The sequence below is a fragment of the Methylotetracoccus oryzae genome, assembly GCF_006175985.1.
Taxonomy (GTDB): domain Bacteria; phylum Pseudomonadota; class Gammaproteobacteria; order Methylococcales; family Methylococcaceae; genus Methylotetracoccus; species Methylotetracoccus oryzae.
On sequence record NZ_SRSH01000009.1, the window covers coordinates 119,566 to 140,962 of the forward strand.

Consider the following 21,397-nt stretch of genomic DNA (forward strand, 5'->3'; position numbering starts at 1 on the left):
TTGGTACGTCACATGCTTGTTCTTTGGGGTAGTCGTTTTCCGAGCGACAACCCGGATGGCTTGATCGCCATTCGCAGTAAGTCTCGCCGAGCGGCGCTTGTGGCATGGCGTCTGGACTGGAGCGTAAGCCCAGTTGATGCCCCTATCGAGCGCGGGCGGTGAAGTACAGCCGGGTGAAGACCGACTCGGGTCATTTACGTGAGCGCATATTGTCAATCGAGGTTACGCGACGCATGAGTCATTCGATGGAAAGTGTTCAATTTCCCTTGCAATCGATGCGGTTATTTGCGGTTGTCCTGATGTCGTTGGGTGCGGCTTCGACGGCGTCCGCCACAACCTCGCTGGTCCGTACCGCGTACGACAGCATCATTGCCGATAGCACCGGCCAATGCCTTGATCTTGGGCGCGTAGCCGGCTCGCCCAGTGCTGTCGCGCAATGGGATTGCCAGGGTCAGACGGGGCAGCGCTGGACCATACAGCGCCGGTCCGGCGCCTCCGTGATCATTAATGCCAAGACGCGACGTTGCCTCGCAGTCGAGGGAGACAGCAGTGATGCTGGCGCCTCTCTGGTTGAGGCCGCCTGCAACGTGCCCAGTCGCTTCTGGAACGTCTCGCCCTCGGGCAGCCGCTTGCAACTCGTTTCGCGGCAGAGCGGCCTTTGTGCGACGGTGCGTGGTGCGTCGCGTACGCGGGGGGCGGCCATGGAACTTCAGCCCTGCACCGATGTGTCGCACAAGCGCTTCGTCATCAGTCGAGGACTCGTGGCGCCGGAGACCTCGGTCCACCTGATCGGTCAGGAAAACGGCCTGTGTGCGGTTGTCCAGGGTGCGCAATTCGCGGCGGGAACGGCAGTCGTTCAGCAAGCCTGCGGCACGACCCTCAACACACAGTGGACATTGCAGCCGTATGGGGCGGGGGCGGCTGGAGCGTATCGGATTGTTGCCGGCCACAGCGGTTCCTGCCTGGCGGTCGATGTCGCGACGGATGGGGCAGGGATGCAGTCCGGCGCGCGACTCGTCCAGGTCGCCTGCACCGGTCAGCGAGCCGAACAGTGGCTGCTTCGCGCTCAGGTGTCTCGCTCGGCCTATCGGCTGGAATCCAATCTGAGTGGCCTTTGCCTCGACGTGGCTGAGGCGAGTCGCGCCAAAGGTGCTGCGCTGGTGCAAACGGCGTGCAGCAACGCGGCGCCGACGCAGAATTGGACTCTGGCCATCGCCAACCCGCGGGCCTCGTGGGGCAACCTGATCAATCTGCCGCTGGTGCCTGTGGCCGTGTCGAATCTCCCGGATGGCAGGGTTCTTGGCTGGTCTGCAGGGGCCGAGCTGTATTTCGAAGTGCCGGCTGCGGGCGAGCCTGCACAGACTCAGTCGGTGGTTATTGACCCCAGCACTGGCGACTGGTCCCAATACCGCGTATCGAACACCAACCACGACATGTTCTGCCCAGGAACCAGCAACTTGCCGGATGGCAGGCTCCTCGTGTCGGGCGGCAGTTCGAGCCGGCGCACCAGCATATTCAATCCCTTCGAGTCTCTGGCCGATCCGTGGATCCGGGGACGGCAGATGAACATCAACCGCGCTTATCAGGGCAACACGGTATTGTCGACCGGCGACGTGTTCACGCTGGGCGGATCGTGGAGCGGCGGGATCGGCAACAAGACGGGCGAACTTTACTCGACCTCTGCCGACGCCTGGCGTTTGCTGTCTGGCGTGCCGCTGCCGGATACGTCGGACATCATCGGCCCCGATCTCGGCGGCACCTACCGGGGTGACAATCATGTCGCGTTGTTTGCGCAGCGCGATGGTTGGGTATTCCATGCCGGCCCGAGTGCCCAGATGCACTGGATCGACACGAAGAACGGCGGCAGCGTGTCGGCCGGGATTCCGCGCGGGGACGACACCTACAGTATTAATGGCAACTTCGTCCTGTACGAGGCCGGTGATGCGAGCCGCATCCTGAAGCTTGGCGGCGCTCCCAATTATGATTCCGGTGACGCGTTCGACCGGGCCTATCAGATTGATATCAACCAGAGTCGCAACGTTGCCGTCAAGCGACTGGCTCCGATGAATCACCCGCGTACCTTCTCCAACAGCGTGGTTTTGCCCAATGGTCAAGTCATCGTCGTGGGCGGGCAGAGTCGTGTTCGGCTGTTCTATGACGACGATGCCGTGTTCGAGACGGAACTTTGGGATCCGAAGACCCAGGTGTTCACCAAGCTGAATGCGCCGATTGCGGTAGCGCGCAACTATCACAGCGTAGCCCTGCTGTTGCAGGATGGGCGGGTACTTTCGGGCGGCAGTGGCCTGTGCGGTGTTAACGCCATGCAATCAACCGGTTGTCCTGGGAATCATCCGGACGTGCAAATCCTGACTCCCCCCTACTTGCTGAACGAGGATGGCTCGCTGGCAGATCGGCCGGTGATCAGCCAGGCGCCGGCAGTGGCGGCGTTGGGTGCCACCATCTCGGTCGATACCGACCGGCCGGTCAGTGAGTGGGCGATGGTACGCATGTCATCCACCACCCACACCGTCAACAACGACCAGCGGCGAGTCCTGCTGAGGCACACCAGTGCCGCGGTCAGAAATCGGTACAGGCTCGCCATTCCGGCAGAGAGCGGTACCGCTTTGCCGGGTTACTGGATGCTGTTCGCACTCGACGCGCGGGGTGTGCCGAGTGTGGCCAAGACCCTCCAAATCCAATGAGGATTCCCGGCAGCCCCTAGACGCAGGCTTTTCCCGCGGCGGCGCTGGTGCTGTGCGCCGCCGTCCGCTGTCTCGTTGTTGGTTGCCTGTCCTGCCTGGTCGATGGCAAGCAGGCAGCGGGTGTGCAGAGTCCGCGAGGCACTCTGCCTTCACCGTTGCCCCGGGTACGGACGAGACTCGCTGAGGAGCAGGTACTTGCCCGCGAATTGCGGGCCGAAGCACGCATATGGAAAAGGTGGCTCTAGGGCGTGCCAACAAGAGGCGCTCGGTTGTCCCCTCACTCGATCGGCATGTCTTGCACTGTATTCGTCTCGGTGCACACGCGGGGCGCTCGGGCCGAATCGCTCCCACTCACGCGCAGCGCGGATGTAGCTGATCATGGCTCTTTGACTTCCAGCGTGCCATTTGGGCTCTCACCGAATACCTCAGGCGCGTAAAGCGCCTCGACTCGCGTCGGTGGCAGGGCAAACCGGCCAGGATTGTTGAACCGCACCGTGTACTCGACGGTCCACCGGCCCTTGGGGACATAATCGTAGTAGGACCTGAGAGCATCGAAACGCCGCTCCTGGTAAAGCGGCCAGGCCCCGCCATCCTGGCGCTCGTCTGCCGTCAGAAGAGATGAATCGCGTCCCAGACCCGCGCCCAGAATCGAGGCTCCGGACGGAATCGGATCGTCGACGACCACCCAGGCCATGTCGGCCTGAGCTTCCAGTTCCAGACGGACGCGTGCGACGTCGCCGCGGCTCCAACTCCCGGCCTGACGCTGCTCGACCGGCAGCAGCGTCCGGTGTATCGCATAGCCATTGAAATCGTCCGCGCGCAACGGCACGGCGGCACGGCTCTGGATCGTCGCCCAGGGCGTGCCGCTTCCCTGATGTTCCAGTTCCAGTGCCGCCGGTTGCGTGGGCCAGCGGAGATCCACGGTGCCGCGGGTAGCATCCGGACCAAAGCGCCAGGAGGCTCGCTGTTCCGCCAGCTTCACTTCCGTGACGCCGCTCACCGCACCGCCGCGAAAGGCCGCCGCGAATTTTTCGAGCGCCAGGGTGCCCCAGGCGTTGGCGACCGTCGTGTCCCAGTGGCCTTTTCTCTGGCGTCCCAGTGCGCCCGTCACCAGACGAGGCAGGTCGCTGCGCCAGTCGAGACGCCCCGACACAGCAAGTATCAATCGCGCGAGGTTGGCGTCGGTGCCGGCCATCAGCCACGGCAGTCCGTCGGACCGTTCGGTGGAGAATCCGGCAGTAGTGCCGCGAAAGCTCAGGCGTGACCTCAAGGTCTGGGCGGCTTCCTGCAGCCGGGCGCCGCGACCCGCGATGGTGGGCAGGCGCTGCAGGATGCCGAGCCAATCCAGGATGGCTGACGTCGGCCAGAGGGCAGGTTCGATGGTCAGCGCGTCCAGCATGGATGGTCGCGCCTGTCCATGCCGCGCCAGCGCTTCGATCGCGGTCAGTCTGCGGACGACCCGATCGGCCATGTAGGGGGCCGTCTGCCTCGACAACCGTCCTTCGACGAAGCCCTGCAACGCGGCCAATGCACGGCGACGGCTCGCGTCGGGCAGGGGCCAGCCGCTTTCGTCGGCCATTGCCAGAAGATACGCGGTCAAGGTGTCGCTCCCCTGGAGCCGGTCTCCCGGAAAGTATTGGAATAGCCCGTCTCCGTCGGTGTAGCTCGGCAGTTCGGCCATCACGGAGTCCCACAGCCCACGATCGCGGAGGGCGACCGCCCGCGAGATGCGCTGTTCCAGGCACGTGTAGGGGTAGTTGTGCATGTACTCGCGCACGCCGTCGCCGCCGTCCCCCAGCCATTCTCGCAGGTCGACGCGCACGCCGCCGGCGCCCGGAACAGCATCCGGTGGCCGAGCCGTCTCGATGCGCACCGGTTGGGTAAGTTGCACCAGTGTGGCCTGCTGCACGCGCACCGGCAGTGCCGGGATGACCGTCTGGGTCAGTCTCAGGTTGTCGCGAGCGTCGCCACCGTCGCGCTCGCTGGCCGTGATGTCCCAGGTAAGCTGTGCCGTGTCGGTCGGCACCGTCATCTGCCAGCGTAGCTCCTGCGCCTCTCCCGGTTTCAGGCTTATCGATTGCGGCATCAGCGTCGGGAGTGCCGATTGCCCGGCTTGGGCGGTGACACTTGCCGACACGTCGGCCGTCACGGCACGACTCGAGGCGTTACGCGCGGTGAAGATCGCCACGATTTCATCGCCTTCCCTGACCAGCGGCGGCAGTCCGCTGTGTAGGGCCAGATCCTGGGTCGCGCGTATCGTCGCACTCCCGGTTCCGAAATATCCGGTGCCGGCGTTGGCGACCGCCGTCAGACGAAAGCCGGTGATCGAATCGTTCAGCGGCACCTCGATTTCTGCCTGCCCGCCGGCATCCAGCGGAACGCGCCCGCGCCAGAGCGGTAGCGTGTCAAACAACTCGCGTGCCGGCTGACGGCCACCCCCGCCGCCGTGCGGGACTGCCTTGCGCCCATAGTGACGCTTGCCGACGACCTGCATTTGGGCGGTCGACGTAAACACCTCGATACCGCGTCGTCCCATCATCGCATCGAGCAGTTGCCAGGACCGATTGGGCTTGAGTTCGAGTAACCCTTCGTCGACCGCCGCAAAGGCGATCTCAGCCGATTCCGGCAACGATCCGGCGTCGGCGCGGTTCACCGCGACCTTGATTCGGGCCCGTTCGCGGACCCTGTAGCTTTCCTGCTCAGGCATGACCTGCACGTCCAGCCGGTAAGGCTTCCACCCCACGTCGATGCTGCGTGTGCCGAGCCGGTAGGCCGGTTTGTCGAGATCGACGGTGGCTGTGAGCTTCTCCCTGTCTTTGATCAGATGCAGTTTGCGACCCAGTTCGTGTAGCCATCCAAGGGGCTCGGCCGCGCGTCCGCGCACCGCGAGCACGGAGACGAATGCATTCGGCGCATACTGAGGCTTGATGGGGATTTCGATGATCGGTGATTTCCCGGACAACTCGGTGACGAAGGCATCGAGCACGCCTTCGCGCTCGATCGTGACGAGCGCAGTCGCCTCGCGGAACGGGCTGCGCACCTGAACTCGGGCCGTGTCGCCGGCCTCGTAGGCGGCGCGCTCGGGCAGCACGTCCATACGGTCACTCGGACCGCCTTCGAACCACCAGTCGTCGCCGGCGGCGACCCACACTTCCCTGGTGGCCAGCGCCGTATTGCCGCGGTCGTCGCGCGCACTCGCCCGCAACACGACCGCTCCCGAGCTTGCCGGTGGGACCTCGCAGGATGCGAGCCCGAGGCGGTCGGTGCGTACGTCGCAGCGTGCCGGGAGACGCCGCAACTCGGAGCGGTTTTCGTACGCGTAGAAGCCACCGATCAGGCGTTTGCGGTAGGAAAAGGTCTTCTTGGCGAACAGTTCGACCTGAATGGCCTGACCTGCAAGCGGTTTGCCGTCCAGGCCGAGTGCGACGACCTGGAACTGCAGACGATCGCGGCTCACGGCCCAGTTCTCGGTCCGCAGGCCCAGATTCAGCTTAGCCGGCCACAGCGGAATGCGGTGTGCCACCGTGAGGCGTTCGCCGTTTGCATCCGGGTATTCCAGTTCCGCCAGCAGTTCCTGGGGTGTCTGTGCGGTCGGTAGGTCGGTCAGCGTGGTCCGCGCCGAGCCGTTCCGGTCCAGGGTGAGCGGCAGAGCGCGTGCCGGTGCCGTGACCTCGTCGGGCGCTTCGTCGGTCTCCTCAATCAGGCCTTCGGCCACCTCTGTTCCACCGAAGCTGAAGTCCTCATAGGCCGGAAAGGTCAGCGCGCGGGGCCGTACTTGTGTCCGCAGCACGACCGGAAGGCTCCCTGCGCCACCGCCGCTCAGATAGCTGACGAACAGGTCGACCGTGGCGCTGGATGCGTTGACCAAGGGTTCCGCGCCGGACTGGATCACGGCGCGCATCGTCGGCACCCGGAACTGCTGCACCTGGAACTGTCCGGCGTCGGCGAGCCACTGATCGTCACGGTATAGCCGCAGGTCGTAAGCGCCCAGCTTGGCTTCCCGCGGAATCGTCCAGCTGGCCTCGGCGATCCCACGCGCGTCGAATGCCACCGGCAGCGGATATTCCTGGCTACTGCCGGAGTGGCTCATACGCAGCTGGTTCGGCTGGGTACCCGCCGGAACCGCAAAGCCATCCATGACTCGCTCACGCAGGAAAAGCTTCATCGACACGGTCTCGCCGCTGCGCAGCAGGCTCCGGTCAAGCACGGCGTGGGCGACGCGGGCCTGCTCGGCCGATCCGGTCATCAGGCCGAAGTCGCTGGGCTGGATGCCCCGGTTCCAGCCGGAGAACGTGAAGCCGAGTTGCCCGTCGCGGCGGGCGCTGACGAACAGGGGGGGGCGGGAAGCGTTCCAGTCGCCGCAGTCACGATCGTCGTTAGGGGGAGGAAGGGTTGCGCCACCGATCGTGGCCAGGCCCGCGGCGTCGGTTGTGCCGGTCCAGATTGCATTGCCTTTGCAGTAATCGCTGATCCGTATCGCGGCATTCGCCACGGGTGTGGCGCGATCCAGGGTCGTGACCCAGACGCGCGAGGACTCTCGTCCCCATTTGAAATGTACGGCCAGATTGGTGACCAGCGCCGAAGTCGCCACGTACCGCGGTGTCGGTGCGTGCAGCAACGCCGCTCCGAGCCGCGGACTGGCCAGTTCGATGACGTAGAAGCCGGGCGTCGGCAGTGGAATGCCGATGACTTCGAAAGCCCCGCCGCCCAGCGGCTTGGTGATGGACAGCGGCGTGGTCCCCGGCGTGCCGGCGAACACCGATGTCGATCCGGTCAGCTCCTTCCAGTGCGGCGGCTTGTCGGTACCGGTCCCGACCCACTCTCCACGTCGCTCGGCCGCCGTCTTGACGGCCTTGAGCCAGCCGATGATACGTGCATCATCGTCATCGACGCGTTGTAGCTGCCCGGACAGCGCAGCGCCCCGTGTTGCCTCGGGCCCCAGGATTTCCGCTGCGACGGCGTCTTCGACATTCCGCAGCGTGACCGGCAAGATGCCGCCTTCGCTGGACTCAAGGATGCCGAATTCCCCGGAGAACTTGGCCAACGGCGGATATTCGTCGGTAGCGACCGGGAAAGGAAAGCGCGCAGCGTTTTCCAGCGGGCGTCTGGCATCATCGGTCAGGTCGGCCCCGAGCCGGATTTCAAATTTGGAAGCTTCGGGGAAAGGCCCCTTGAACACCACATGGTCGATCGTCGCCTTCCCGGTCTCGAAGGCTTCGGGCGAAAAGGTCCGCCCGTCGGCCACGGCAACCAGGCGGATTGCGGCCGCCTGTTCGGCCGGCAGCGGCGCCGAAAAGAACAGCTTCATGGGCAGGAACGGTACACACTGGGCCTGGGCATTGACGCGTTCGCATTCAAAACGGGCGGTGAAGGGCGGGCGGGTTCGAAATTCGAGCGTTCGCGCTTCGGTGGTTGCCAGTCCGCTGCCGACGGCCTCGATGCCCTTGCCCCAGACCAGGCGCACGGGCGTGTCCGGCGGCAGGCGGCGACGGCACTGCAGTGCGACCAGGCGTTCCTGCAGCGCTTTTGCGTCGGGAAATCGGTCGAAGAAGTAGCGGTATTCCTGTCGAAGTTCACTGGTCAGCAGGGTGTCGCGGGCGGTGCCCGTCAGCAACTGGGTTCCGATACGCTCTCCAAGCCCTTCCACCTCGCAATGCGTATGAGCGACGATCGACTCGCCGGTTGCTGCGGCGTCGAGCGCCAGGATGAAGCTTTGGTCGGCATCGATGCCGCCGTGACCCTCGCCCGGCAGCGAATCGATGATGCCGGGACCTCCGGTATCAAAAGTAAACGCACGGTTGCCGCTCAGGAGGCGGCCGCCGAGTGAACTGAGCGAGGGCTCGACGGTGAACGAGCAGCGCAGTCCGGCAGGCAGGTCGGTCGTGAAATCGTAGATCCAATTGCGGCTGTCAAGCCAATGCCCCCGGCCGGCCACCGGGCAGTCGATCCGGAAGGGCTGCGGTCCGGGGGCATCGCCGAAGCGCAGCATCGGGGACGAGAAACGGGCGGTGACCTGGCGAATCGCCTTGACTGTCCCCTGCGGCGAAAAAGCCTCGACCCGTAGCGTTTCTTCCGGGGAGGAACGGGGCGTCGTGGTGCCGGTCGCTCCCCCTTGACCGGGCAGTGCCAGTACAAGCAGGGCTTGAAGCATGGGAAACCGCATGGGAGTGCCTCCGTGGCAGGCGATGGCCTTCGATTCTAGCTGTTCCGAGCGGCAAAAGCGTCAGAGCGTCGACACCGGCAGATCGCTGGCGGGCATCCGAAGCATCGCACGGAGCGGGCGGTTGGCTACGGCTTCTCGGTGTTCGATCGCTTGTCAGTAACGCACGGTTCTGAAATCCTGTCAGCGACTGCGCTGCCGCCGCACTTCCCCGACTCCGTCAGGGTAAGTCAGCGGATAGAGGGGGCTCAGGTCTCGAGAGCTCCGCGCGACTGACGAGGAGGGGTTGCGATGGAACGAATTCCGGAACCGGACTTGATGGACGATGACGATCAGGCGGAAGCCTATCATCTGGCTGATTTCAGTGAGCCGCACAACCATTTCGTGACGCTTTTTGGCCAGTACTTCGAAGCGGGCTCCTGGCAGGGGCCAGTGCTGGATCTCGGCTGTGGTACCGCCGACGTGACCCTGCGCTTTGCCGACGTTTTCGACGCGGTCGAGATCGACGGCATCGACGGTGCGGAGAGCATGCTGCGGTTTGGACGGGCGGCCATCTCCAGCCGGGCCCTGGGGCATCGCGTTCGCCTTTCGCGTGCCTATCTTCCGCTCGATGATCCTCCGCGCAGCGAATATGGCGCTGTGATCTCAAATTCGCTGCTCCACCATTTACAGGATCCGATGGCTTTATGGGCGGCGATCAAGCGAGTCGCTATGCCGGGCGCTCCGGTGCTCGTAATGGATCTGTTGCGGCCCGCGGATATCGGGCAAGTCGAGCAGTTCGTCGCGAAGTATGCCGCGGACGCGCCGGAACTGCTGCGAAGGGACTTTCGCAACTCGCTCCGGGCGGCCTACCGTGCCACCGAGGTGGAGGCACAGTTGCAGGAGGTCGGATTGAGCCGTCTCCGGGTGTCCGTGGCGAGCGACCGGCACCTGGTGGTAGCAGGGCGAGCGTAGCGCGGGCTCCGGCGATTTCGGCCAGCCTCGAAAGGGACTTGACGGGGTCCATGTGTCAGGTTTCTTTACACTTCCTTTTGGGGTGCGTTAGATCTGGTCGCGTTATTCCGGATCGCGCTATTCATAAACAGTCACTTACAGCGCGTGGCTCAGCCATTGCCTTTATATCCTTTGGCGCTATTTTTTACGACGTCGACGTGGCGTGTGGACGTCGGCCTGCGCGGCAGTGGCGCAGTATTGCTGCGGCCTGAGGCTTGCCCGGAGCGCAGGTCGGATCCGGCCTGCCGCGTTCGGAGGATGCCGCTGAACAGCGGATTAAGACTGTGCCATGGCGTTTCGACCGCGATATCCCCTATCGAGTGTCATGATTTTTTACAGCAGTTTTCGCTGACATAGCTGTTCATTTGCGTGAACTTTGAACGGTTGTTGAAATCCCTTTCGGCGTGCAACGCTTGTAACTGGCTGCAAGCGGGGTTCGAGCAGGCTGGCGGACTGAGGCAGGCTACACGGGTGGTCAAGAAATCGCCTGCCTGCCAGGACGGCTCCTGAATGCCGACAGTGCAGTGTCTATCGGAGCGTCTCCAATCACCTGGGCTCGGCCGATTTCTGGTCTCGGGAATGCTGCGGCTGTGAGCCGCCACGGCCTGATGCGGGCGGGTGTCTGGTGACCCGCGTTTTTTGTTTTGCTTTGATTTTTGTCTGAAGGTAATTCCATTGATGTTCGGAGTTTCAAGTATGTATCGAAGGATGCTGGTAAAGGCAGGTCCGGTCACCTTGCTGAGTCTGTGCGCGATGGGCGCACAGGCGGGCGACTGGACCAAGTTTGCGGGGGATCGATCGCTCAACGGGACCGTTCGGGATGCGATCTTCAAGGGATCGAACGTGGGGGGGTTGGCGATTCAGTGGCAGGCGAACACCGGCGGCGCCGTTTGGGCGTCTCCGGTCGCGAAGTACTTCCCTTCGATACAGAAGACGCTGGTCTTCATTGGGAACAGCAGTCGGATGATTGCGGCTTATGACGCCGCAACCGGCGACCGCGTCTGGTATCTCAGGACCGGTGCCGCCGTGTTTTCGACGCCGGTGATCTGGGGCAACAGTGTCTGGGTCGGCGGCCAGGACCGCTATCTTCGCAAACTGAACGCCATGACGGGCGCGATCGAGTGCCAGTACGTCAGCGACGGCGGTATCACATCGTCTCCGCTGATCACCGATCCGGATGGGGCGGGTCCGGCGACACCGATGATCTATTTTGGCGACGCCGGTCTGGCCGGAGCGGACGACGGTGGCCATGTCACTGCGGTCGATGTGGCCGACTGTAAAGAGAAGTGGCGCTTCAGCGGGTATGGTCCGGTGGGTGCGCCGCAACCGCTGGCCGGGACCTGGTCGCCGATCTCGTTCGCTCCCGGCTGGGGCGGCGGCCATCCGCCGCTGATCCTGTTCGGGGGATCGAGCCCTGACAACGCGGTCTACGCAATCAATGCTATTACCGGCAATGCGGCCACCAACGTGCCGCTGTGGCGACTCCAGGCCGCCCCGAACATCAACGACCTGGACGTTGGCGCCGGTGTGACCGCAGCACATGTCAGGCCCGCTACGCCGGGTGGTGTCGGATTCGTATCGGCGAAGAATTCGGTGATGCGGGCGATCGACCTCAACGATGGCAAGCAAGTCTGGGAATTTGACGTCCTGGCGGACTCCCCGGGCAACTACCATGTTCGGTCGACAGCCGCCTACCTGCCGGGGCGCATCATCTTCGGCTACGGCTACGGACTCTATGCGCTCAACGCGACGACTGGCGCCAAGATCTGGAAGACGGCCGACTTCCAGGCGGAAGGTCACGACGTCCTTGCTTCGCCAGCGATTTCCTTCCCTTCCGGATCCCGGATCGGCGATGCCGCCATCTTCTACGGTGACATCCATGGAAGATTCCACGCAGTCAATGGTGGGGGCCAGGAGATGTGGTCGTATGATACCGGTGGCCCGATCTTCGCCTCGGCCGCGCTTATCCAGGATCGGATCTTCGTCGGTAGTGGTGACGGCTTTCTTTATGCATTCGGGCTCGGCGGTGGCGTGAGTGCCAAGCCGGACACCGTCATCTCCTCGCCGTCCGGCGGCACTGTCCCGCATCCAGGTGTCGGCGCCGACGTCACGGTGAGCGGCTCCGCCAGCGATGACAGATCGGTCAGCCGGGTGCTCGTCGCGGTACAGGATACGTCGACCGGCCGATGGTGGGATGCAGCCACCAAGACCTGGGTGCCCGTATTCATGCAGACAGAGGTCGCGACCTCGCCTTCCGCGGGCGGTTCAAACGTCACTTGGCAGACGAAATTCCCGATCGCGACGGCCGGGGGCAGATTCTATGTGCAGGCGGAGGCGGTCGATTCCGACGCCCAGCACGACGCAGAGGTCGCACAGGCCCGGTTCACCGTGCCAACGCTGGGGAATCCGCCTGACGCTGCCTTCACGTACCCGGCTGCGGGCCAGAACCCGCTCTCGCGCTTTCCGAATGGGCGGGAGTCCTATCCGATCACGGTAACGGGTACCGCGACCGACACGCGGGGCGCGAACCCAGGCGTTCAGCGGGTTTACGTCGAAGTTCGCAACTCGGATCACAACGAGTACTACTGTGGCCCTGCCGGCTGCCCGGGGCTCCCGGCAGGCACCTTGTGGCAACCGCAATGGGCGCAGATCGAAGCCACGCTGAGCAATCCGGGTGGCACTTCGACCGAGTGGTCCATCGTGTTCCCGACCTATGACCATCCGCATAACTATCGATTCCGCGTCAAGCCGGTCGACAGGGACGGCGAGACGAGCCAGGGCTGGATCGACGGCGGAAAGATCTGCGTCCGTGATCCAGGTCCGGTAACCGACTGCTACCGAATCTAGTCCTGCGTTCTGCTTCCTGAGGCAACCGGCGGCACCGCGCCGCCGGTTGTGTCTTTTCTCTCCATCGGGGGGGCTCCGAGTCTGATGGCTCGGAGCCATCCTCGTGTCCTCGCGAACGCCGTGTAGGAGCGGGCCTGATCGCACGAGTTGCGCTTCTGGCACATGCCCGGGCTCGCGAAAGCCATGACCTTTGTGATACTGCGGTCACGGCAAGCGGAAACCGCTCGCCGGCGTCTTCAGGCGGGGAGTGGCAAATCAGTCATCGGTTCACGGCCGGCCGTCCGTGCCGCGCCGCACCAGCCCATCCGCCCAACTGAGGATGGGTTGTAAGCGCGCTACAAGCAAACGCCGAGCGCCTGCAACATCCACCCAGCGGAACTCTTCGTGTTCGGCCCTGCCGAGTCGCGGATTGATGTGCAGTTCGACCTCCCCGTTCAACGATTCTGCCAGGTAATAGCGGGCAATCTTGCCGATCCCGTAGGGGGGCGTTTCCTGGAAGTCCTTGCCCCACCGAAACACCAGGTCGCGCAAACCGGCCTCTTCCCACACCTCGCGCTGAGCAGCCTGGAACGGATCCTCGCCCGGTTCAACCATGCCTTTGGGAAAATCCCAGTAGCTGAAGGCCCTCAGCAGCAGGTAGCGCGGTGTGTCGTCGCAGCGCCTCACCACGACGACGCCGGCCGACAAAAGGTACTCCTTGGAAGATTTGTTCGAAGTCATAGGGCATCATACACGCTCGTATGCCGGGGGCCTTTGAGGCACCGGATCGGGGCCTGATTCATGGGGTGAGGACGCTTTCCTGATGGAGGTGCGAATGCCTATCGCGCGTGTCGAAGCCGGTCGTGGCTGGTCCTGGGTAATCGAAGGGTTCGCGTTATTTCGCAGGGATCCGGCGATCTGGATCGGATGTCTGCTCGTCTATCTGCTCGCGGCATTGACTGTGTCGGCGGTGCCCGCAGTCGGGCCGCTGGCCTCCACCGCGCTGCAGACCGTGCTGCTTGCCGGCCTGCTGATTGGTTGCCGCGAGGTCGAGGGCGGCGGCAGGCTGACCTTTTCCCATCTGCTCTCGGGGTGGCGAGCACAGGGCAAGGCACTGGTCGTGCTGGGCATCATCGTTGCGACGGGATGGTTCGCTGTCCTCTTGGTGATGTACGCTCCTTTTGCGGCCATGATGGGTATGGGCTACTTCGGTTCGGCCCTGACGGAGACGCCGGAGTGGCCGGAGAGCCTGCCGGTTGATCTCGACCCGTCCATGATCTGGGCCTCCCTCGCGGTGTTGGCTGTAGCGCTGCTGCTCGCCGTACCGGTGGCCATGGCGACCTGGTTCGCGCCTGCGGTGATGGTGCTGCGCAACATCGGCGTCGCCGATGCCCTGAGGGCGAGCTTTCTCGGGTGTTGGCGCAACATCTGGCCCCTCAGCGTCTACACCTTGCTGCTGGTCCTCGCCGGCGTCATCGCCCTGATTCCGTTCGGGTTGGGATTCCTCGTCCTCGGGCCGGTGTGGGTTACGTCCTTCTACGCCTCCTACCGCGACATCTTCGGCGCGCCCGATCGCCGGTAAGGACTCCTGCCGAAAGGGCGCATCATCCGTCTTCGGGGCGGGAAATTTTCCTTAATTCGCGCTTTGCCGCGATGGCCGCCAACACCTTTCGACATGCCGTCTCCGGTGTCCGGCGCGGCCGTTGATCGCGTCCGGCAGACCGCGGTGTGTCAAAGATCGTATGCCGTGCGTCAAAGGGCTCAGCCTCGTCGCGTCCCGGTTGCGCAAGGGGTTCTGCCCGCCTTTCACCATGCGGTGCTGCGAAGGTGGCATGGCGCCTGCATATATTTGCAGTGCATAACCTCAACTTGCATCGCGGCGGTTGCTGAAACGGGTTACCCGGAAACGGGAACTCGTTCCCTCGACAGCCGCTTTTTTTTTGCGGGCTTACAGGTTAATGTGTGCGCCCAAGGGGAAGCGGGCGATCCGCGTGCCCCGATGAATCGTTGTTCGTTGCATTTGCAAACAGAAAAAGAGGGGATGTTATGCGTAAGATCACCAGGACGGCGCCTATTACTGGTTTGACCGCCATCAGCGCTCTTGTTTTCGCCATTGGTATGCAGTCTCCGGCGCAGGCCCAGGAAGCGCCTTACAAGGTCGATGGCAACAAGGTCGACAAGGCCACGCTCTCGGGCTACAAGCTCTACACGCGTGAGCGTTGCGAAACCTGCCACGGCCAGACGGCCGAGGGTGGCGGAGCTTTCCCAAGTCTCGTCGCCGCGTTGAAGAACATCACGAAGGAGCAATTCGTCGCCACAGTGACGAATGGCAAGGGCGCGATGCCTTCATACAAGGACAATACCAAGGTCATGGAAGGCATCGACGGACTCTATGCCTACGTGAAGGGCCGCTCGGACGGGGCAGTTCCGGCCGGCAAGCTCGAAGAGTTGCCGTAATCGACCCTTGGCCGGGTCCATTCCCGGCCGTCAGAGTGGCTGAAGCTTGGCGTAGGCCAGCATCAGCCATTTGGCGCCCGCTTCGGCAAAGTTCACCTGGACTCTAGCCTGGGCGCCTACCCCCTCCTGTTGCAGGATTACGCCTTCGCCGAACTTGGCGTGCTGCACCCGCTGGCCAAGCCGGAGTCCGGTTTCGCCGGGAACGGGGCTTGCCCTGGTCGGTCCCAGACCTACGGCCGGCCTTGCTATCGTGCCCCTCAGCCGCACTTCCTCTAGTTGTTCTGCCGGGATTTCCCGAATAAACCGCGACGGTCTGGGGTAGGTTTCCTTGCCGTAGAGGCGGCGACATTCCGCGTGGGTGAGGTACAGTTTTTTCCGCGCTCGGGTGATGCCGACGTAACAGAGTCGGCGCTCCTCTTCCAGTCGGCCCGGCTCTTCCAGTGACTGCAGACTGGGAAAGAGTCCTTCCTCCATGCCGACCATAAACACCAGATCAAATTCCAGGCCCTTCGCGGCATGCAGCGTCATCAGCTGGACACAGTCCTGAAATGCGTCCGCCTGGTTCTCGCCCGCCTCGAGGGAGGCATGCGCGAGGAACTGGTCCAGTCTACCCAGTTCTTCGTCGAGGGGTTCAGTCTCGAATTGCCGCGCGGCGTTGACTAGTTCGTCCAGATTCTCCAGTCGCGCTTCGGCCTGCTCGCCCTGCTCTTTGCGGTAGTGATCCAGTAGCCCGCTCCGCGCGATCACTCGCTGCACCTGCTCCCACAAGGGCAACTCCGCGATCTCGTCGGCCAGGGCCCGGATCAATCCGATGAAGCCGGCCAGCGGCGTCCGGGCCCGAGCCGCAAGCCCCGGGTCGTAGCACAACCGCTCGGTCGCTTCCCATAAGGAGATGCTTTCCTGCCTCGCCAGATCGCGGATCAGGTCCAGTGTCTTGGCGCCGATGCCGCGCACCGGTGTGTTGATGATCCGTTCCAGCGACGGATCGTTGCCACGGTGGGCCACCAATCGCAGATAGGCCAGGGCATCCTTGATCTCGGCCCGCTCGAAAAATCGCAGTCCACCGTAAACGCGATAGGGGATGCCCATCGCAACGAGCTTCTCTTCAAGCTGGCGGGATTGTGCGTTGGACCGATAAAGGATGGCGGCCTCGGCGCGCCGGTTGCCGTTCTCGATCGACTGGCGGATGCGTTCGACGACGAAGTGGGCCTCTTCGGTTTCGTTGAACGCGTCGTAGACCGAGATCGGTTCGCCGACACTCCCCTGGGTCCAGAGGGTCTTGCCGAGACGACCCTCGTTGTGTCCGATCAGCGCATTCGCGGCTTTCAGGATCGTGTCGGTCGAGCGGTAGTTCTGTTCCAGTCGCACCAGTCGGTGGTCGGGGTAGTCTTTCTGGAAGCTGAACAGGTTCTCGATCTTGGCGCCGCGCCAGCCATAAATAGACTGGTCGTCGTCGCCGACGACGAACAGGTTCTGGCGTTCGCGCGTCAGCAGCCGTAACCAGGCGTACTGGATCTTGTTGGTGTCCTGGAACTCGTCGACCAAAACGTAGTGGAACCGCCGCTGGTAATGCGCGAGCGTCTCAGGGTCGTCGCGCAGCAATTCGTGCACGCGCAACAGGAGTTCGGCGAAGTCGACCAGCCCGCTGCGGGTGCAGGCGTCCTCGTAGGCCCGATAGATCCGCTGCAGTTCGACCTGGTGCGGGTCGTAGGTCTCCGGGAGGTGACGCGCGCGCCGGCCTTCGTCCTTGCAGCCGTTGATGAACCATTGGATCTGGCGGGGCGGCCAGCGCGCCTCATCGAGGTCCAGCGTTTTCAGGATGCGCCGGATCAGGCGGTACTGGTCGTCCGAGTCGAGGATCTGAAAGGCGTCGGGGAGTCCGGCGTCGCGGGCATGTCGGCGCAGCAGGCGATGGGCAATGCCATGGAAGGTGCCCATCCACAGGTCGCGTGCGCTGATGCCCAGCAGCGCTTCGATGCGGCCCCGCATCTCCGTCGCGGCCTTGTTGGTGAAGGTGACCGCGAGGACGCCGTGGGGCGGGATTTCCTCGGCCCGCATCAGCCAGGCGATGCGGTGGACCAGCACCCGCGTCTTGCCACTGCCTGCGCCGGCCAGCACCAGCAGTGAGGCTTCCGGCGACGTGACCGCCTCACGTTGGGCATCGTTTAACGGGGCGATGATCGGGGTGATATCCATGTGGCTATTCTACGAATGCGGCTTGCGCAAACTCAATGAAGCAAGGAAAATCCGGGCGTTTAACCACCGCACGAGGAATCGCGAAGATGGCCTTCGATTACAAGCGCATGCTCCACCGGGAACTCAATGTCGGGCTAAAGGAACGCCAGTTGCGTTATTATGCCGGCGCCGCGTCGGCATTCATTTCCGTGTTCCTGGGCAACGTGCTGCTGCTTCTGCTCGGGATCGTTCTGATCGCGACCGGTTACACCCGGTGGTGTCCGGTCTATTCCGGCATGAGCCGCAGTACGGTCGATCCGGCCGAGGAAGTCCCATCCGAATCGGCGGGCTCTGTGCACTGAACGAGGGCTGCGGGCCGGAAGCGCTCCGCCGTATCGCGGGACCGGGTTTGCCCGTGGCGGCAATGCGACCGGGTCGCGCAACCCTCAGGTCAATCCTCCCTGCGGAACTCGCCATCGATAGTGCGCGTGTCGGCGCCGTTTCGGGACGCCGGTGCCAAGCCCGCGAAGCGGGTTTGGAGATGCCGCGCCATCCATGATCGCGACGGCGGCAGCAGACAGAACAGGGCCAGGACGTCGGTCAGGAGCCCGGGAACGACCAGTAGAATGCCGCCGGCGATGACGAAAGCACTGTCCAGCAGTTCGCGTCCCGGTGACTGGCCGGCTGCAACGGCCTGCTGCACCCGGCTCCAGATAGTCCAGCTGCGGGACTGGAGGATTCTGGCACCGATGGCACCCGAGGCCAGCACCCAAAGCAACACTGCGGCGAAGCCGAACATCTGGCCGGCTCTCGCGATCAGATACAGTTCCAGCAGCGGCAGTCCGATCAGGATCCATAACGGGTAGCGACTGGAGAGCATGGCGTGAAGCCTCATTGGCGATCGTGGCAGGGGAGTAGGGTGTGAGCAGCGATTTCTGCATCGTCCTGGCCAGTTGCCCGGATGACGAGACGGCGAAGACGCTGGCCGAGGGACTGATTGGCCACAGCCTGGCGGCGTGCGTGAATATTTTACCCGGAATGACCTCGATTTATCGCTGGGAAGGTCGCCTCGAGCGGACTCGCGAGAGCCTGCTGTTGATCAAGACCCGCACCGACTGCTTCAGCGCATTGCGGGATTATCTCGTCGCGAAGCATCCCTACGAGGTGCCCGAAATCGTTGCAGTGCCGATCGAGGCCGGGCTTCCCGCCTACCTGTCCTGGGTCGATGCGTCAGTCGCACCGGGGGGGGCGCCATGATCCTCCGTTGGCTGTTCTTGCTGGCCACGTGCGTTCCGGGTTTCGGGATGGCGGCCGTATTGCCGGTCGACGAGGCGTTCAAGTTGAGCGCCGTCTACGATGTGTCCGGGGAGGCTCGCGTGTCCTGGGTCGTGGCCGACGGCTACTATCTCTATCGCGACAAATTCAAGTTCACCTCGCAGTCCGACGGCGTGGTCCTCGGCCCACCGATCCTGCCGCCCGCCAAGCAGAAACAGGATGAGTTCTTTGGCCTGATCGAGACCTATCGCGGGCAGTTCGACGTTCGCGTGCCGGTTGCACCGTCCGGCTCCTTTGCGGGTCCCCTGCGTCTCGAGATCCGTTTTCAGGGCTGCGCCGACGCCGGCATCTGCTATCCGCCACAGCGCCGCAGCGTCGAGTTGGCAATGGCCGACGCGCCCACGTCGCTTCCCGAGCAGGGGGCATCGGTCACCAGTCGACTGACCGATGCGTTTCGAGCCCTGGGGCTGAAGTCCGGACCCGCCGAGTTACTGCCTGCGGACGAAGCATTCCGCGTGTTGGCCGAGGTCACTGGGCCGGACATGGTGCACCTGTCGTGGCGCATCGCCGACGGGTACTACCTCTATCGGGAGAAATTCAAGGTAACGGTCGTTGCCCCGCCCGCCGTCCACCTCGGCGAGTATCGCGTGCCTCGCGGTGAACCCAAGCATGATGACGAGTTCGGCGACGTCGAGGTTTTTCATCAGGATGTCGGCTTCGATCTGCCGCTGGTTCGCGCGGATGCGCAAGGTGTGCGGGTACGACTGCAGGTCGCTTTTCAAGGCTGCGCGGATCGAGGGGTTTGCTATCCGCCGATGGAAAAGACGCTGGACCTGGACCTTCCGGAGCGGACGGCACCCGCGGCCGGTGCGGAGTTGCCCACGGCGGGCGGGTCCATCCCGGCCATCGGGGAACCCGCCGTCGCGGAGCATGATCGGATCGCGCAGGCGCTCAAGGACCGGTCACTGGGTGCGACCATGGTGTCGTTCCTCGGCTTTGGATTGTTGCTGGCCTTTACGCCCTGCATCTTTCCGATGATCCCGATACTGTCGGGCATCATCGTCGGACATGGCGCCACCATCACGACCGGTCGCGCCTTCTCGCTGTCGCTGGCGTATGTGCTGGCGTCAGCGGCGGCCTACACCGTCTTCGGCGTGCTCGCAGGGCTGTTCGGCAGCAATCTCCAGGCGGCTTTCCAGGCGCCCTGGGTGATCGTCGCGTTCAGCGCGCTGTTCGTGCTGCTGGCCTGTTCGATGTTCGGGTTTTTCACCCTCCATCTGCCCGTTGCCCTCCAGTCCCGCATCGCGGCCCTCAGTTCCCGGCAAAAACATGGAACGCTTCTGGGGTCGGCCGTCATGGGCGCGCTGTCGGCGCTCGTCGTGGGGCCTTGCGTTGCGGCTCCGCTGGCCGGTGCCCTGATCTACATCGGTCAGACCGGTGATGCGTGGCTCGGCGGCGCGGCGCTGTTTTCGCTCGGTATCGGGATGGGGGTTCCGTTGCTGTTGCTCGGGGCCTCGGCCGGCACGCTGTTGCCAAGAGCCGGTGTCTGGATGAACGGCGTCAAAGCGGTATTCGGCGTGGGGCTGCTTGCGGTCGCAGTCTGGCTGCTGGAGCGAGTGATTCCGGCGCCGGCGGCCATGATCCTGTGGAGCATGCTGCTGATCATTCCCGCAATCTACCTTCGCGCGCTCGACCCGCTGCCAGCCGCCGTGTCAGGCTGGCACCGGCTCTGGAAAGGGGTTGGCGTCGTGATGCTGGTCTACGGCGTGTTGATGTTGCTGGGTGTCGCCGCGGACAATCACGATCCGCTGCAACCCCTGCGCGGCCTGTTGGCGCAGTCGGCGCGGCAGGAGTCGGCGGCCCGTGTGTCATTCGTTCGAGTGCGGGATGGTGCCGACCTCGATGCGCGCCTCGCAGAAGCCCGTGCGCGCGGGCAATGGGTGATGCTCGACTACTACGCCGACTGGTGCATTTCCTGCCAGGAGATGGAGCGCAACACGTTTGCGAATCCCCGCGTCGTCGAGGCCTTGGCTGGTCTGCTGCCGCTCCAGGCGGATGTGACTGCGAACGGTCCGGCAGACCAGGCGCTGCTGCAGCGGTTCGGCCTGGTAGGGCCTCCGGCAACACTATTTTTTGGGCCGGACGGACGGGAGCATGCCGCCCGCCGAATCATCGGCTACCTTGGGCCCGAGGAGTTCCTGAAGCATGTGCGAGAGGCGTTCACCGATGCGCGCTAAGCTACTCCTGATCCTTTTTGCCGGTGCTGCCTTCGGTGCCGGTCTCTGGGGGTTCCGTTACGTTTCTCAGGGCACGCTCACGGTGCCGACGCCCGCGTCCGCCGGGACACTGTCCGACATCGCGTTTCCCGATGTGACGGGAAAAATGCGAAGTCTTTCCGAGTGGTCCGGCAAGATACTCATCGTGAACTTCTGGGCAACCTGGTGTCCGCCGTGCAAGGAGGAAATGCCCGAGTTCGATCGGCTTCAGCAGGAGTTCGGATCGCGGGGCATCCAGTTTCTCGGCGTCGCTCTCGAAGACGGCGATGCCGTGCGGGCTTATCTGCAACACAAGCCGGTCGGGTATCCGATCCTGATCGGCGAAGCCGGTGGCACGGAATGGGCCGAAACCTTGGGGAATACGCTGCAGGTGTTGCCATTCACCGTGATCTTCGATGGCGCGGGGCGCGTCGTGCAAACCAAGGCCGGGCCTTACAAGCGTAGCGAACTGACCGAATTGTTCGGGCGTCTGCTCGGTCCGAACTGAGTCCGTTGTGACCGAAAATGACCGCTGCGAGTGAAGATCGCGCATT

General features: G+C 63.8%; 13 protein-coding genes. 9 read left to right on the top strand and 4 right to left on the bottom strand.

What is annotated here, in order from left to right:
* Nucleotides 1–245: 245 nt before the first annotated feature.
* Nucleotides 246–2,702: an RICIN domain-containing protein gene (locus BWR02_RS10850; RefSeq protein WP_162560106.1), complete on the top strand. Its 2,457-nt coding sequence runs from the start codon at nucleotides 246–248 to the stop codon at nucleotides 2,700–2,702.
* Nucleotides 2,703–3,078: 376 nt separating this feature from the next.
* On the opposite strand, the gene BWR02_RS10855 is transcribed toward BWR02_RS10850, so the two are convergent.
* Entirely contained in the window at nucleotides 3,079–8,865 is a 5,787-nt protein-coding gene (locus BWR02_RS10855) for an alpha-2-macroglobulin family protein (protein ID WP_139557800.1), read from the bottom strand.
* 288 nt (nucleotides 8,866–9,153) lie between these two features.
* Here BWR02_RS10855 and BWR02_RS10860 point away from each other — a divergent pair, with 288 nt between their 5' ends.
* Together BWR02_RS10860 and BWR02_RS10865 are read left to right on the top strand one after the other, a co-directional pair.
* Entirely contained in the window at nucleotides 9,154–9,816 is a 663-nt protein-coding gene (locus tag BWR02_RS10860) for a class I SAM-dependent methyltransferase (RefSeq protein ID WP_139557801.1), read from the top strand.
* A gap of 735 nt (nucleotides 9,817–10,551) precedes the next feature.
* A complete protein-coding gene (locus BWR02_RS10865) occupies nucleotides 10,552–12,702 on the top strand; it encodes a BamB-related PQQ repeat family beta-propellar protein (protein WP_162560107.1) in 2,151 nt (716 codons plus the stop codon).
* Between the two features lie 267 nt (nucleotides 12,703–12,969).
* Here BWR02_RS10865 and BWR02_RS10870 read toward each other — a convergent pair whose 3' ends face one another.
* Complete coding sequence (locus BWR02_RS10870; protein WP_139557803.1) at nucleotides 12,970–13,422, bottom strand: bis(5'-nucleosyl)-tetraphosphatase; 453 nt, start codon at nucleotides 13,420–13,422, stop codon at nucleotides 12,970–12,972.
* A gap of 94 nt (nucleotides 13,423–13,516) precedes the next feature.
* Between BWR02_RS10870 and BWR02_RS10875 the strand changes: the two genes are divergently transcribed.
* Both BWR02_RS10875 and BWR02_RS10880 read left to right on the top strand, forming a co-directional pair.
* A complete protein-coding gene (locus tag BWR02_RS10875; RefSeq protein WP_139557804.1) occupies nucleotides 13,517–14,263 on the top strand; it encodes a BPSS1780 family membrane protein in 747 nt (248 codons plus the stop codon).
* Between the two features lie 464 nt (nucleotides 14,264–14,727).
* On the top strand, nucleotides 14,728–15,138 hold the full coding sequence (locus BWR02_RS10880) for a c-type cytochrome (protein WP_201276230.1): 411 nt from the start codon (nucleotides 14,728–14,730) through the stop codon (nucleotides 15,136–15,138).
* A gap of 30 nt (nucleotides 15,139–15,168) precedes the next feature.
* Here the strand turns inward: BWR02_RS10880 and uvrD are convergent, their stop codons facing one another.
* Nucleotides 15,169–17,334: a DNA helicase II gene (gene uvrD / locus BWR02_RS10885; protein ID WP_139557805.1), complete on the bottom strand. Its 2,166-nt coding sequence runs from the start codon at nucleotides 17,332–17,334 to the stop codon at nucleotides 15,169–15,171.
* Between the two features lie 86 nt (nucleotides 17,335–17,420).
* On the opposite strand from uvrD, the gene BWR02_RS10890 reads away from it, so the two are divergent.
* Entirely contained in the window at nucleotides 17,421–17,675 is a 255-nt protein-coding gene (locus BWR02_RS10890) for a YgaP family membrane protein (RefSeq protein WP_139557806.1), read from the top strand.
* An 89-nt stretch (nucleotides 17,676–17,764) separates the two neighbouring features.
* On the opposite strand, the gene BWR02_RS10895 is transcribed toward BWR02_RS10890, so the two are convergent.
* Nucleotides 17,765–18,193 carry an FxsA family protein gene (locus BWR02_RS10895; protein ID WP_162560108.1) on the bottom strand — a complete coding sequence of 143 codons (429 nt, stop codon included), beginning with the start codon at nucleotides 18,191–18,193 and terminating at the stop codon, nucleotides 17,765–17,767.
* 41 nt (nucleotides 18,194–18,234) lie between these two features.
* On the opposite strand from BWR02_RS10895, the gene cutA reads away from it, so the two are divergent.
* Genes cutA through BWR02_RS10910 form a run of 3 tightly spaced genes read left to right on the top strand, consistent with a single transcriptional unit; the run spans nucleotide 18,235 to nucleotide 21,351 of the window.
* Nucleotides 18,235–18,570, top strand: a complete 336-nt coding sequence (cutA, locus tag BWR02_RS10900) for a divalent-cation tolerance protein CutA (protein WP_139557808.1) — start codon at nucleotides 18,235–18,237, stop codon at nucleotides 18,568–18,570.
* Nucleotides 18,567–20,825 (top strand): protein-disulfide reductase DsbD, encoded by a 2,259-nt coding sequence (locus tag BWR02_RS10905; RefSeq protein WP_139557809.1) that lies wholly within the window; start codon nucleotides 18,567–18,569, stop codon nucleotides 20,823–20,825. Before cutA ends, BWR02_RS10905 begins: the two co-directional genes overlap by 4 nt.
* Nucleotides 20,815–21,351 carry a TlpA family protein disulfide reductase gene (locus BWR02_RS10910; RefSeq protein ID WP_162560109.1) on the top strand — a complete coding sequence of 179 codons (537 nt, stop codon included), beginning with the start codon at nucleotides 20,815–20,817 and terminating at the stop codon, nucleotides 21,349–21,351. The genes BWR02_RS10905 and BWR02_RS10910 overlap by 11 nt, the downstream gene beginning before the upstream one ends.
* Nucleotides 21,352–21,397: the final 46 nt, after the last annotated feature.

Coding starts and splice junctions, on each gene's coding strand:
- BWR02_RS10870 (WP_139557803.1), bottom strand. CDS start 13,422: ATGACTTCGAACAAATCTTCCAAGGAGTACCTTTTGTCGGCCGGCGTC.
- BWR02_RS10880 (WP_201276230.1), top strand. CDS start 14,728: ATGCGTAAGATCACCAGGACGGCGCCTATTACTGGTTTGACCGCCATC.
- BWR02_RS10860 (WP_139557801.1), top strand. CDS start 9,154: ATGGAACGAATTCCGGAACCGGACTTGATGGACGATGACGATCAGGCG.
- BWR02_RS10910 (WP_162560109.1), top strand. CDS start 20,815: ATGCGCGCTAAGCTACTCCTGATCCTTTTTGCCGGTGCTGCCTTCGGT.
- BWR02_RS10865 (WP_162560107.1), top strand. CDS start 10,552: ATGTATCGAAGGATGCTGGTAAAGGCAGGTCCGGTCACCTTGCTGAGT.
- BWR02_RS10890 (WP_139557806.1), top strand. CDS start 17,421: ATGGCCTTCGATTACAAGCGCATGCTCCACCGGGAACTCAATGTCGGG.
- BWR02_RS10895 (WP_162560108.1), bottom strand. CDS start 18,193: ATGCTCTCCAGTCGCTACCCGTTATGGATCCTGATCGGACTGCCGCTG.
- BWR02_RS10905 (WP_139557809.1), top strand. CDS start 18,567: ATGATCCTCCGTTGGCTGTTCTTGCTGGCCACGTGCGTTCCGGGTTTC.
- BWR02_RS10875 (WP_139557804.1), top strand. CDS start 13,517: ATGCCTATCGCGCGTGTCGAAGCCGGTCGTGGCTGGTCCTGGGTAATC.
- BWR02_RS10850 (WP_162560106.1), top strand. CDS start 246: ATGGAAAGTGTTCAATTTCCCTTGCAATCGATGCGGTTATTTGCGGTT.
- uvrD (WP_139557805.1), bottom strand. CDS start 17,334: ATGGATATCACCCCGATCATCGCCCCGTTAAACGATGCCCAACGTGAG.
- BWR02_RS10855 (WP_139557800.1), bottom strand. CDS start 8,865: ATGCGGTTTCCCATGCTTCAAGCCCTGCTTGTACTGGCACTGCCCGGT.